12 protein-coding genes are annotated in these 13487 nt (G+C 62.0%); 9 read left to right on the forward strand and 3 right to left on the reverse strand.

The genetic code is table 11. From position 1 onward, the window contains the following. Positions 1 to 51 precede the first annotated feature (51 nt). Positions 52 to 975, reverse strand: a complete 924-nt coding sequence (locus ABH939_RS02845; protein ID WP_404649296.1) for a pseudouridine synthase — start codon at positions 973 to 975, stop codon at positions 52 to 54. 140 nt (positions 976 to 1115) lie between these two features. Here ABH939_RS02845 and ABH939_RS02850 point away from each other — a divergent pair, with 140 nt between their 5' ends. The 8 genes from ABH939_RS02850 to ABH939_RS02885 all read left to right on the forward strand — a co-directional run bounded on the left by ABH939_RS02850 (position 1116) and on the right by ABH939_RS02885 (position 10701). Further along, positions 1116 to 3143 carry a CocE/NonD family hydrolase gene (locus ABH939_RS02850; protein WP_404649297.1) on the forward strand — a complete coding sequence of 676 codons (2028 nt, stop codon included), beginning with the start codon at positions 1116 to 1118 and terminating at the stop codon, positions 3141 to 3143. A gap of 62 nt (positions 3144 to 3205) precedes the next feature. Beyond that, entirely contained in the window at positions 3206 to 4450 is a 1245-nt protein-coding gene (locus ABH939_RS02855; protein WP_030535270.1) for a DUF6986 family protein, read from the forward strand. Positions 4451 to 4453: 3 nt separating this feature from the next. Next, positions 4454 to 5440, forward strand: coding sequence for an allantoicase (alc, locus tag ABH939_RS02860; RefSeq protein WP_404649298.1), 987 nt, complete (start codon positions 4454 to 4456; stop codon positions 5438 to 5440). Between the two features lie 16 nt (positions 5441 to 5456). Next, positions 5457 to 6386, forward strand: coding sequence for an allantoinase PuuE (puuE, locus tag ABH939_RS02865; RefSeq protein WP_003940421.1), 930 nt, complete (start codon positions 5457 to 5459; stop codon positions 6384 to 6386). 169 nt (positions 6387 to 6555) lie between these two features. Next, positions 6556 to 7467 carry an SDR family NAD(P)-dependent oxidoreductase gene (locus tag ABH939_RS02870; protein ID WP_230359009.1) on the forward strand — a complete coding sequence of 304 codons (912 nt, stop codon included), beginning with the start codon at positions 6556 to 6558 and terminating at the stop codon, positions 7465 to 7467. Between the two features lies 1 nt (position 7468). Then, complete coding sequence (locus ABH939_RS02875; RefSeq protein WP_003939862.1) at positions 7469 to 8389, forward strand: hypothetical protein; 921 nt, start codon at positions 7469 to 7471, stop codon at positions 8387 to 8389. After that, entirely contained in the window at positions 8386 to 9873 is a 1488-nt protein-coding gene (locus ABH939_RS02880) for an NAD(P)/FAD-dependent oxidoreductase (protein ID WP_007733920.1), read from the forward strand. Before ABH939_RS02875 ends, ABH939_RS02880 begins: the two co-directional genes overlap by 4 nt. Positions 9874 to 9948: 75 nt before the next feature. Beyond that, on the forward strand, positions 9949 to 10701 hold the full coding sequence (locus ABH939_RS02885; RefSeq protein WP_030535276.1) for a MerR family transcriptional regulator: 753 nt from the start codon (positions 9949 to 9951) through the stop codon (positions 10699 to 10701). Positions 10702 to 10744: 43 nt separating this feature from the next. Here the strand turns inward: ABH939_RS02885 and ABH939_RS02890 are convergent, their stop codons facing one another. Both ABH939_RS02890 and ABH939_RS02895 read right to left on the reverse strand, forming a co-directional pair. Beyond that, the gene (locus ABH939_RS02890) at positions 10745 to 11500 is read right to left on the reverse strand and encodes a class I SAM-dependent methyltransferase (RefSeq protein ID WP_030535277.1); all 756 of its coding nucleotides are present in this window, start codon (positions 11498 to 11500) and stop codon (positions 10745 to 10747) included. A gap of 82 nt (positions 11501 to 11582) precedes the next feature. Continuing rightward, the gene (locus ABH939_RS02895; protein WP_404649299.1) at positions 11583 to 12833 is read right to left on the reverse strand and encodes an MCE family protein; all 1251 of its coding nucleotides are present in this window, start codon (positions 12831 to 12833) and stop codon (positions 11583 to 11585) included. A 338-nt stretch (positions 12834 to 13171) separates the two neighbouring features. On the opposite strand from ABH939_RS02895, the gene ABH939_RS02900 reads away from it, so the two are divergent. Then, the gene (locus ABH939_RS02900; protein WP_007733929.1) at positions 13172 to 13483 is read left to right on the forward strand and encodes a helix-turn-helix transcriptional regulator; all 312 of its coding nucleotides are present in this window, start codon (positions 13172 to 13174) and stop codon (positions 13481 to 13483) included. The last annotated feature ends 4 nt before the right edge of the window (positions 13484 to 13487 follow it).

The raw sequence follows: 13487 nt of genomic DNA on the forward strand, positions 1-13487 counted from the left end.
TGCGCTTCCATCCTCCCGGTATCGGAGGCGCAGTGGAAGGGTCCGGGGTCCCTACGGCGAGTCGCCACGGCCTGATTCGTCCGGCCAGGACAGGGTCCGCCGACTTTCGAACCGTTGCAGCCGGCCGGTCTTCGGATCCTCGAACTCGAGAACCTTCGACAGCAGGCGCAGCGGGTTCGAATAATCTTCTGCGGCAACGTCGTAGAAGTCGGGATAGAAGTTGTCGCCGTGGATCGGGAGCCCGAGCGAGTTCATGTGCAGCCGAAGTTGATGGGTCTTGCCGGTATGGGGAGTCAACCGGTACCGCGCGAAGCCGTCTCGCGTTTCGATCAGTTCGATCCGCGACTCGCTGTTGGGTTCGCCCTCGATCTCCGCGGCCTTGAGCACGCCGCGTTCTTTCACGATGCGACTACGCACGACCACGGGGGTGCTCACCTGAGCGTCGTGACGCGCGATGGCCTCGTACTCCTTGGCGACGCGGCGCTCGGCGAACATGGTCTGGTAGTCGCGCCGGGCCGCCTGATGCACGGTGAACAGCAGCAGTCCCGCCGTGACGCGGTCGAGGCGATGAGCTGGACTCAGCTCCGGTAGTTCGAGGTCCCGACGCAAGCGGACCAACGCCGATTCGGCGATGTATCGCCCGCGCGGGGTGCTCGCCAGGAAATGCGGTTTGTCCACGACCAAGATGTTCTCGTCCCGATAGAGGATGTCGATCTCGAACGGCACCCGCGTTTCGACGGGAGGGTCGCGGTACAGGTAGACGAACCGCCGGGGAGCAAAAGCGCTCGTCTCGGAGATTCCGACACCCTTCTCGTCGACGACCTCCCCGGCTGCGACCTTCTCCCGCAATCGGACGGCGTCCTGGGGGAACCGTTCGAGCAGGTAGTCGAGCGTCGTCGTCCACATGCCGTCGTCTGGCTGACGGATGCGACTCGGGTTCAGGCCGTCGCGGACGGGAAGCGGTGATCGTGACACATCTTCAAAGCTAGCCGTCCGGTCGGCATTCAGACCTATTGACGACATATGGGACGGAAGTTACTATCCGGTAAGTTCGTGACACCGGTCACTGTCGTGGGGGCAGGGCTGGGTCATCACAACAGAAAATTGGAGTTTTCGTGAGGACACGACTTCTACGTCGAAGGTCGACAACGATTGCGGTGGGGCTGTGCGTCGTGGGATTGGCGGTGCCGAGCGCCGTCGCTTCTGCGGATCCGACGGGAGGGTCGGACGGGCAGGCCTGGCTCGCGGCAATGGAGGCGACGCCGCAGTATCCGGGGGTCTCGATCGAGTGGGACGTGCCCATCACGATGAGTGACGGCACAGTTCTGCAAGCGAATGTGTACCGACCGGCGGATGCATCCGGGCGGGCCGTGGAATCGAAGACGCCATCGGTCCTCAACATCACGCCGTACACGAAACTGCTGGACACACTGGTGGATTCAGCTCTGTCGATCCCGCAGGTCGGTGAGACGCTGATGGACGTTGCGAACTCGCTCGACCTCGCGGCGCCGTTCGACGGCGTGTCGGAGTTGACGGGCGTCATCGCCGGCGGAGGCGCCAGGGTTCTCGGCGTCAACCGTGATCTGGTCCAGAACGGATACACGCAGGTAGTGGTCGACGCACGTGGAACCGGCTTCTCCCAAGGTAATTGGGACGTGCTCGGTAAGCGCGAGCAACAGGATTCGGTCGAGGTCATCGACTGGATGAGCAAGCAGGGGTGGTCCGACGGGAAAGTAGGGATGGCGGGCATCTCGTACTCCGCGATCAACTCGGTGCAGGCGGCGAGCAACAATCCACCTGCACTGAAGGCGATCTTCCCGGTCGAACCTGGCAACGATCTGCTGCGCGACATCGTCGGAACCGGTGGCGGCCTCGGAGTCGGGTTCATGCCGTTGTGGTTGACCGCGGTCAACGGGCTCAAACTCATCCCGAACGTTCAGGACATCCTGCAAGGAAACTTCGATCCCCTGTGGTTGGCGAGCCGCCTCGAGGATCCGGGAACGCTGATTCCCGAACTGGTGCAAGCGATGACGGCTCAGAGAATCGAGGACGTGTCGCCGTCGACTCTGCAAGTCGCGCAAGACGGGCAGTTCTATCAGGACCGAGCCGCTGACGTCGGCAACATCGCCGTTCCGACGATGGTCTACGGCGGTTGGCACGACATCTTCGCCAACAGTGAGCCGCGGATCTACAACGGAATCGATCTGCCGCCCGGGCAGAAGCAGTTGATCATGGGGAACGGCTATCACGTCACTCCCGGTGGAGGATTCGGCAAGGACGGTGCGCCGCCGCGCCTCGACGTGCTCGAACGTGCGTGGTTCGACAAGTGGCTCAAGGGCATCGACAACGGAATCGATCGTTACGGTCCGGTGACGATGTTCCAGCAAGGCGGCGGATGGATCACGGACGATCAGTTCCCGCGAGCCGGTGCGAGCTACGAACGTATGTATCTGAACTCTGCGCCCAGCGGTACTGCCGCCCACGCATCGTATGACGGTTCGCTGACGAATGACCCGCCCAGTGCCGCAGCGCGATTGACAGTCGCACCAGGACTGCGAGGCTTCTGCTCCGGTGACGGAACTCAGGGAACTGCCGGGATCTCCGTGGTGCTCGGTGCGACGTGTTCCAAGGATTCCCGATTCCAGGAAGCGGAGGGCCTGACGTTCACCGGTGAGGCAGTGACGGAGCCGACCTCACTCTCGGGCCCGATCAACGTCCACCTCGAGACCGTCCTGGACGCGACGGACGGATTCTGGGCAGCGACGGTCAACGACGTAGCACCGGACGGAACATCGACACCGATCACGAACGGCGCTCTGACTGCGTCGCTGCGGGCAGTCGACGATTCGAAGAGCACTCGCTCGGCCAACGGTGACTACAGTGAACCGCACCACTATCTGACGATCGACACGCGTCAGCCGGTGGTTCCCGGTGAGGTCACCACCGTCGACATCAACATGCTCCCGACGGACGCAGTGCTGCAACCGGGGCACCGGCTCCGCGTCGACGTCTACGCTGCCAGCGTGCCGCGATACCTGGCGCTCGGCCCGATGCTCGCCGACAGCCAACTCAAACCGCAGCACATCGAGTTGGCTGCAGACCGGCCGAGCTTCGTCAACGTTCCGTTCGTCGGGGGCCGCTGACTCGGATTGGATCGGCGGCGTGAGAACCTGCGGGCTCGCGGACGTTCTGAGAAGATCGTCCGATGACAGAATCCCGACTCTCCGCCGCCGTCCACGATCGTCTGGACGGACTTCTGGATCCGGTGGACGAGCGGCTCGCGGCGCAGTACCCGGGAAACCGTGACGAGATCCAACCCGTGCACACGATTTACGTCAGTGCCGCGGATGCAACCGTCGACACCCCTCGACTCTGGGGTGAGCAGGCGATCGCGCTTCTCGATTCCCATGCTCATGTGTTCGCCGATCTCGACACGGAGAATGCGCTCGCTGATGTGCGAGTTCAACTCGGCCGCAAGCCGGTCCAAGACTTTCGGATCGATTTCGAGGACGGGTACGGACGCCGCAGCGACGAAGAAGAAGACGATGCAGCGACGTCGGCCGGACAGACGCTTGCCGCGCTCAGCGCTGATCCTGCCGGGCCGAACTGGAGTGGAATCAGGTTCAAGGGGTTGCCGGCCGGTGAGCGTCGGCGCTCGATCAGGACGCTCGAGCTTGTGCTCGACGCGGCCGGCAGAGTGCCGGACGGATTTGTCTTCACCGTTCCCAAACTGCGCGCGGTGGAGCAGGTCACGGCGACGGTGTTGCTCTGCGAAGAGCTGGAGAAGGCGCACGGACTCGAGCTCGGTTCGCTTCGGTTCGAGTTGCAGATCGAGAGCCCGCAGGCGGTCATCGCGGCCGACGGAACGGTGGCAGTTGCTCAGGCCATCCATCGCGGTGCCGGTCGTCTGACCGGTTTGCATTACGGCACTTACGATTACAGTGCAGCTTGCGGAATTGCATCGCGTCATCAGTCGCTCGAACATCCGGTGGCAGACCACGCAAAGGCTGTCATGTTGGCTGCTGCCGCGCAGACCGGCGTCTGGGTGTGCGACGGGTCGACTCAGGTCGCGCCTATCGGGAGCGCCACGGCGATCCGCGACGCGATCACTCGGCACCATCGCCTCGTCACGCGGTCCCTGGAACGCGGTTACTACCAGGGGTGGGACATGCACCCTGGGCATCTGGTCACCCGCTGGCTCGCCACGTTCGGCTTCTATCGCAACGCGCTCGGCGCCGCTGCCCCGCGCATCCAGTCGTACTTGGGGCGCCAAGGTGGCGACGTGATGGACGAACCTGCAACCGCCCAGGCGCTCGCAGCGGTGGTACTGCGCGGGCTCGACGCGGGGGCTTATCCGGAATCCGAAGTTCTCCGGCTCGCCCCGAGCGCCGACACCAACGCACTCCGTCACCTCGTAGGACGCACCACACCGATCACAGGAGAACACTGACCGATGAGCACCACCGAATTCACCTTGCTGCCCGATCTCGCACTGCGCACCCTCGGCGGAGCCGTCATCTGGGCGAACGACGAGGCGTTTGCCGAGCGTGAGGCCCTGATCCGCCCAGGCAAGGCCGGGTACCAGCCGGCGACGTTCGGTCACAAGGGGCAGGTGTACGACGGTTGGGAGACGCGTCGCCGCCGGGTGGCAGGCCATGACGAGGCGATCGTTCGACTCGGTGTTCCCGGAGTGGTGCGAGGCGTCGTGGTCGACACAGCGTGGTTCAAGGGCAATTACCCGCCCGAGATCTCGGTGGAAGCAATCTCGGTCGACGGGTATCCGGATCCCGCCGACCTGGCCGTATCCGGTGAGTGGACAACCATCGTCGAGCGCTCGACCGTGCATGGTGACTCGGAGAATCCGTTCTCGGTGGCGTCGGAGCAGCGGTGGACGCACGTCAAGCTGACCATTTACCCGGACGGCGGCGTGGCAAGATTCCGTGTTCACGGCGAAGCGCGGCCGGACCCGCGTTTCCTCGATGCCGGGCCGTTGGACCTCGCAGCACTCGAAAACGGTGGCCGCGTGACCGATTGCTCCAACATGTTCTACAGCTCACCGCAGAACATCCTGTTTCCCGGACGCGCTGCTTCGATGGGTGACGGGTGGGAGACCGCCAGGCGCCGCGACAACGGAAACGACTGGGTGCAAGTACAACTCGCGGGTGAAGGCGTGCTGAGTTTCGTCGAGATCGACACCTCGTACTTCCTCGGAAACAGTCCAGGTGAGGGCGCTCTGACCGGGCGGACGTCGGAGGGGGAGTGGATCGAACTGTTGCCGCGCACGACGCTGCGTCCGGATACGCGCCATCGCTTTCCGATCGATTCCGAAGTCCAGGTCACCGATGTTCGTCTGGACATCTTCCCGGACGGTGGCCTGGCGCGGCTGAGAGTCTTCGGCGTACTCACCGACGCTGCTCGCGCTGTGATCTCCGGGCGCTGACGGTAAAGTTGTTGGCATGAGCGACTATCCGCGCGACGACTATCCCCGGGACATGGTGGGGTACGGCCCTCATCCGCCGCATCCGCACTGGCCCGGCGACGCGCGGATAGCGGTTCAGTTCGTGCTCAACTACGAAGAGGGAGCCGAGAACAACGTCCTGGACGGGGACGCGGCTTCGGAAACATTTCTGTCGGAAATGACTCCGGCAGAGGCATTTCCGAATCGACACATGAGCATGGAATCGCTGTACGAGTACGGCTCACGGGCCGGGTTGTGGCGTGTACTGCGAACCTTCGAGCGGCGAAACCTGCCTCTCACGGTCTTTGCGGTGGCGCGGGCGATGCAGCGTAACCCCGAAGCAGTCAGTGCTTTTCAGGAGTTGGGCCACGAGATCGCGTGCCACGGATTACGTTGGAAGTCTTACCAATCCGTGGACATCGAGCGCGAACGCGCTGACATGGCCGAGGCGGTGCAGATTCTGCGAGATCTGACGGGTTCGGCGCCTCTCGGTTGGTACACCGGGCGCGATTCACCGAACACCCGCGAATTGGTCGTCGAGCACGGCGGCTTCGTCTACGACTCCGATTCGTACGCCGACGATCTGCCGTACTGGGTCGACGTTCCGCGTGGCGCAGAATCGGTGAAGCACCTGGTCGTTCCGTACACCCTTGACACCAACGACATGCGTTTCGCCTCTCCCGCAGGATTTCCCAGCGGTGATCAGTTCTTTGCGCACCTACGCGATGCCTTCGACGTGCTGTATGCGGAGGGGACGGCCGGATCGCCCAAGATGCTCTCGATCGGGTTGCACTGCCGCATAGTCGGCCGCCCTGCCCGTGCGGCCGCTCTCGAGCGATTTCTGGACCACGTGCAGTCACACGAGAAGGTCTGGATCGCGCGGCGCATCGACATCGCCGAGCACTGGAAGACCGCGCACCCCGTTTAGATCACGGTCGGTCGACAAAAGACTTCATTCGAGCAGTCCGGGTACTGGTTCGACTGCCGCGTATTCCGCCATCGAATTCTAGGCCATTGACAACTGGCACGGTTGTGGATGACTCTTTGGAGATGGAGAAACACACAGCAGTCGAAGCGTCTTCGAGGTGAGCCGACCGGTGCCGACCAAGAAACCGACCAAGAACCGCGGATCGAAGTTGTCCCACAATGCCCGCGCAGTGGTGACCGGCGCCGGCAGCGGAATCGGCCGTGCCTTTTCGTTGGAGTTGGCGCGCAGAGGCGGTGAGGTGATCTGCGCGGATATCTCGCTGGAACGGGCCAAGGAAACAGTGGCACTCATCGATGAGATCGGTGGTACCGCGCACGCCGTCAAATGCGATGTGTCAATTCGTGAGCAGGTTCAGGACCTGGCGTTGTTCGCGGAACTCGAACTTGCGGGTCCGCTTTCGCTGGTGATCAACAACGCCGGGGTCGGTATCGGTGGAAAACCTGTGGGCCAGATCGGTTTCGACGATTGGGAGTGGGCACTCGGGATCAATCTGTGGGGTGTCGTGCACGGCTGTGAGATATTTGCTCCACAACTGCGTGCGAGCGGCGCCGGGGGATTCATCAACGTGGCCTCGGCTGCTGGGTTTGCGGCTGCGCCGCTGATGGCGCCCTACAACGTCGGTAAAGCCGCCGTGATGTCGCTCTCGGAGACCTTGTCCGCTGAACTTGCCGGTACGGGAGTGCGGGTGACGGTGCTGTGTCCGACCTTCGTCAAGACAAATGTTGCTCTCGACGGCCGAATCACCGCGGAAGCAACACAATTGGCGCAAGCGTTGATGCGGCGAACCGGCTTTTCGCCGGAGCGCATCGCCGTCACCACTCTCGACGCCTACGACAAGGGTCGACTCTACGTGGTGCCGCAGTTCGATGCGAAGGTGATCTGGCGACTCAAACGGTATCTACCCGTTGCATACACGTGGGGCTGTGGAGTTCTCAATCGCTTTGCACCGAAACAGAAGTCGGGATCATCTGGAACTTCGGCGGCGCCGGAGACGAACTCGCCGAGCACGAAAGGAGCGTGACATGTCCTTCGATTTCGACGGCATGCTGCACAAGATCAAGGACCGCCAATGGGCTCTGGTGGACATCGACTGGGATGCTCCGGGCGCCGAGACGATCAGTCCAGAGCTTCATGCGAAGCTGAAACCGTTCATGTCGGACCTGATGTGGATCGAGAACGTCGGTGCCCGTGGCTTCGCTGCGATGGCTCTCAAGGCGCCGACTGAAACTCTCCGAGACATCTATCGGCATTTCCACGCCGAGGAACAGAAGCACGCCAACGCCGAACTCGCGCTGATGCGTCGTTGGGGAATGCTGGACGGCGACGAGATGCCCGAGCCCAACATCAACGTCAAGCTCGTCATCGACTGGCTGGACAAGCATTCCGACGGTTTGTCGCTCTCGATTCTCGGGACCGTCATACCGATGCTCGAGGTGGCGCTCGACGGAGCCCTGGTCAAGTTCATCATGGACGAGATCGAGGATCCGGTCTGTCAGGCTGTGTTCAAGAAGATCAATGCAGACGAGTCCAGGCATCTGGCGGTCGATTTTGCGGTGATCGAGATGCTCGGGCACTCGACGACGCGCAAGCTCGTTGTCGAAACCGTCGGCGCCTGGATGAATCCGGCGTTGATCATCGGGACACTTCGCTACATCCCGCTGCTGAACAAGATGCGCGACAACATCGTCGACATGGGAGTGAACGAGGAACGGCTCTACACCGCGATGAAGCGATTCAGGAACGTAGGCGAACGGAGTCCGGCCGCGCTCCGCGTCCCGATGTATCGGGTGGTGAAGTGGCACGGCAACATGGTCATCAATCGCAACCATCCCTACCATCTGCTTGCCGATCGGATGGTCAAGGTCACTGGCCGACTTTCCGGCAGCAGGCTCAATTCCGAGCCGACCTGGGCCAAAGAACTTACGTACGAGCCACTCGCATGAGTACTGCCGAGCCACTGTCAGTGGCGATCATCGGTGGAGGTTTCGCAGGAATCGGAGCGGCGATTCGGTTGAAGCAGAACGGTATCGAGGACTTCGTCGTTCTCGAACGCGGCACGGAGGTCGGCGGGACGTGGCGCGACAACACGTATCCGGGAGCTGCGTGCGACATTCCGTCCCGTCTGTACTCGTACAGTTTCGCCCCGAACCCGGACTGGTCGCACACCTACTCGGCCAGCGCGGAGATCCTCGGCTACATCCGAACGATGGTGAAAGAGTTCGGCCTCGAGCCGAAGATTCGGTTTCGGTGCAACGTCACGGGCGTCGAATGGGACGAGCAGACAGGTGTCTGGGCGATCGCGCTCGAGGGCCGTGAAGCGGTCATTGCCCGGACCGTCGTCATGGCGTCCGGTCCGCTGGCGAACGTCAGCTTTCCCGCTGTTCCGGGTTTGGAGAGCTACGAAGGACACAAGATTCACAGTGCTCGCTGGGACCATGACTACGACTTCACCGACAAGCGGGTCGCAGTGATCGGAACCGGGGCAAGTGGCGTCCAGATCGTCCCTGAACTCGTGAAAACTGCACGATCAGTGAAGGTTTTCCAACGAACACCGGGATGGGCATTGCCGCGAGCAAACCTACGCACCCGATCTCGCACGAAGGATCTGTACCGTCGTCATCCGGTCGTCCAGACTCTGGCGCGTCGGGCTTGGTACTGGGGACACGAATCGGTAGCTCTCGGGGTGGTGTGGGAATCCCCGTTGACGAGGGTGGTGGAAACAGTCGGGCGTCTTCATCTGCGCATGCAGGTGAAGGACCCGTGGTTGCGGCGACAACTCACTCCCGACTTTCGGGCAGGGTGCAAGCGGTTGCTGATGACCAGCGAGTATTACCCGGCTCTCCAGCAAGACAATTGCACACTCGTGACCTGGCCGATCGCGAGATTGGCGCCACATGGCATTCGCACGGTCGAAGGGATCGAGCATCAATTCGACTGCATCGTCTTCGCCACCGGCTTCGACGTTTGCAAGACCGGAACACCGGTCCCGATCATCGGCCGGGACGGACGTGTGCTCGCTCAGGAGTGGAAATCCGGGGCGCGTGCGTACAAGAGCATTGCGGTATCCGGTTATCCCAACCTGTATTTCACCTTCGGACCCAACTCGGGTCCGGGGCACAGCTCCGCCCTTGTGTACATGGAAGCGCAACTCGACTATCTCGCCCAAGCGATCAAGATCGTTCTCGAGCGCGACCTCAAGGCACTCGATGTTCGTCAAGATGTCGAAGATGCGTACAACGTCGAGTTGCAGCGTCGGCTGTCGAAGACCACGTGGAACTCGGGATGTTCGAGTTGGTATCTCACCGACGAAGGATTCAATGCCACTATGTTTCCCGGTTTCGCGACCCAGTACGTGAACCAATTGAAATCGGTGGATCTTCGGGACTACACGAGCACGGTGCGCGAGAAAGACACTGCGCAGACCTGATCCCGGGTTCTGATCGGCCTGGTGTTGCCACTAAGTTGGAATCGTGACGACCGACGCGGCAGAGGAGACGAGGCGGTGACCGAGTACCGCATCGACGATCTAGCGCGCGCTGCGGGCACCACCTCGCGGAATGTACGGGCATATCAGGAACGGGGATTGCTTCCTCCGCCGGAGAAGCGTGGGCGGGTAGGCATCTACGGCGACGCGCACCTCGAACGCCTCAAGCTGATCGACACGCTTCTTCAACGAGGTTTCACCACTGCGCATATCGACGACTTCATCACCGGGTGGGAAAGCGGGAAAGACCTGACAGAGGTGCTGGGTCTGCAGCACGCGGTCACCGAACCATGGTCCCGCAGCGACACCGTGAGTATCGAGATGGCCGTCGTACGCGAGTTTCTCGGGGGAGATGCAGATGGTCAACTGGATCGTCTCGTAGATCTCGGACTGGTACAGATCGAAGGAGAGAACTGCGTTTTCACCGATCCTGCTTTGCTCAGCGGATTTTCGAGTCTCCTCGACTACGGTTTCACTCTCGATCAACTGGTCGATGTGCACGAAAAGCTTCACAACGCTGTGGACGGGATCGCCAAAGACCTGATTCAGGCGGCGAAGGATCGCATCGTCGATCAGCACGGGGTCGGTTGGCTCCCGGAGGGCGACGAGGTTGCCGGAACAGCCGAGATGCTCCAGACGATGCGTGAACTCGGTGTGGCGTCGGTACATTCGGCACTGGCCCGGGCACTCGACGCGAACCTTCAGCGTGAACTCGGCGACTATCTTGCCGCTGCGATCGGCTCGCGGAGCGACGCCGACGAGTCCGACTAGCAGCATCGATCACGTTCGGGATGTGCGGCCCGTCGCGGTGCGCTCAGCTCTTGCGTGCCTCGATCAGGAATCGACTCGAGTGCGCGACAAAAGATCCGTCGCGACGGATCTGCTGATCGAGTTCGCGGAGCCGATCCCGGTACTGCGCGACGGTGAATCCCGGAACCATCCAGATCACCTTGCGTAAGAAGTAGACAACGGCGCCGATGTCGAAGAATTCCATGCGCAGACGCTCGAAACGAAGGTCGACGACGGTGAGCCCGGCCTCAATCGCGTCGGCAGTTTCGTCCTCGTGGTGCCGTCCGCGACGAGCCTGCGGCTGAGGACCGAGAAAGTACTCGACCAGTTCGAACACGCTGGCGTGACCCACATGTTGAGCGAAGTACGTTCCTCCCGGTTCGAGTACCCGCGCGATTTCGGTCCACCACACCGTCGCTGGGTGTCGGCTGGTCACCAGGTCGAAAGCCGAATCGGCGAACGGTAGCGGCGGCTCGTCCGGATCGGCGACCACCACCACACCTCGGGGACGCAGAAGGGCGGTGGCCTTGGCGATGTTCGGTGGCCAGGATTCGGTTGCTGCCATCACCGGCGGGAGTGACGGTGCAGCGGCGAGGACTTCGCCGCCGCCGGTCTGGATGTCCAATGCGGCGCCGGCGCGGCCGAGACGTTCACCCATCAGCCTCTGGTACCCCCACGACGGACGCTGCTCCGTGGCGCGTCCGTCGAGCCACGAGAAATCCCACCCGTCGACGGAGGCGGATTCCGCTTCGGCGACAAGTTCGTCGAAACCTCGTGACATGCTCTGTGACTCGCCTTCAGGCGTTCCTTCCGACATCACATCATCATCGTCGCGGAGGGTCGACGGTGCCAGTTGTTTACGGCTACTTCGGGGTGGCGCCGAGCATCGGTGCGAGTTGAGTGGCAATCGGGTTCAGGTTGAGCTTGTCCGGGTCCACCTTGGGCTTGCCGTCCCACGGTTGCGAGGTGTTCGGGTCGGCGAACGCGATGCGGTTGGCGCTACGAACTCCCGTTTCGCTGCCCTGAGGTGCCTGGCAGTTGGCGGCAGTGTTCAACGGGAAGTTCTGCGTCGTGTCGTCGAAGTTCGGGTCCTTGCGCTTCATCTCGTCGAGGATCGCCATGGTCCCTTCGTAACCGACGGTGCACGAGAGCGGGTTGTTGGTCTCGAGTACCAAGCCCAGATGTACTGTGCCGTCTCCCGGTGCAACGGTGGGCGCCGCCCCGGCGAGCGCAGGCAGGAAGAGCAGGAAGGGCTGCAGCGAGGGCAGTGTCGGTGCGGCTGCCGCTGCAACGGCGGAGAGGTTGGAGAGGTTGGTCGTGAGCGCGGGGCCGGCTTCGGTGACGAGAGAGCCGACTTGTTCGCTGGCCGGTATGCCGTTGTCGATCACGCGTCGGATGTCGGGGTCGCTGGTGCGCAATTGCGCCGTCAGTGCGTCGAGGTCGGTGCTGAACTGCTTGATCGCCGACGATTGATCGGACTGGGTCGTGAGCACCGTCTGGCTGTCGCGGATCAGTCCGAGGGTCTGGGGAAGGGTGTCGAGGCCCGACTGGGCGATCCCCGACAGCGAGTCGGCAAGTACCTGCAGATCTTCGCCCTTGCCGTTGAATGCCGCGCCGAGTTCTTTCGCGACGGTGTGGAGTGCGTCGACCGGAACGGAGTGCACCAGACCGTTGGCGCTGGTCAAGACATTCTCGATCGGGATCGGCGTGGTTGTGTCGCCCACGGCGATCACCGAGCCGTCTTCGAGGAACGGGCCCTGGTCGGTATCGGGCTGAAGGTCGACGTACTGCTCGCCGATGGCTGAGCGATTGGCCACCACGGCCCGCGCGGATGCGGGAATCTGCGGAGCACTGCTGTCGATCAACAGGTCGACTTCGATTCCGTCGGACGTGAGCGACATGTCACCGACGCGTCCGACGGGTACACCGCGATAGGTCACTTCGGCGTTGGTGAAGATGCCACCGGACGTCGCCAGTTCGGTTTTGACCGTGTATTGGCCGAATCCCAGAAGATTGTCCAGCCGTACGTATTTCGCTCCGACATAGATCAAGCCCAGGAGTGCAACCACGACGAGGGCGACCAGCTGCCATTTGGCGAGCTTCGACATCACCATGAGGTGAGGACCCTGAACTGATGCGGTGTGTTCATGGTTCGACTCCCGAATGACAAGCCGGGTACGGCTGGTGTTGAGCGAATTGTGTTCACCCACGGACGTTCTGAGGTGAACCGGAAACTTCCGGCAATTCGTTGTTGGCGATAACTATAAACAAGTCGTCACAGATAGAAAGTCGACGCTGAGATTTCCGCAGGTCGTCGAAACGTAAGTGTCGCAGCTCACTTCGAATGCTTCGATGTGATGCAGACGGCTTTCGGTCCGGATCGGGCTTGACTTCGCCAAACATATCCACAAAAGTAGATGCGTTCCGGTTGTCGTGCAGAGGGGTGTGGTCCATGGATGCTTTGGCGATCTTCAAGGCGCTGTCCAACCCGACTCGCCTGCAGATCATGGAGTGGCTCGCGCACCCGGCGAAGTATTTCGACGAGGACTCGTATACGCAGCAGGATCTCGGGTTTCACATCGGAGTCTGTGTCGGTGACATCCAGGGGCGATCGGGACTTGCCCAGTCGGTGATCTCGGGGTACCTGCAGGGCATGAAAGATGTGGGTCTGCTCGAGTCCGAGCGCATCGGGAAGTGGACGTATTACCGACGAAACGAATCCGTGATCGGCGAGTTCAGGGAATTCGTTCGCGAAAAGCTGTAGCGGC

The sequence above is a fragment of the Rhodococcus sp. 27YEA6 genome (assembly GCF_044908235.1).
GTDB lineage: Bacteria > Actinomycetota > Actinomycetes > Mycobacteriales > Mycobacteriaceae > Rhodococcus_F > Rhodococcus_F qingshengii.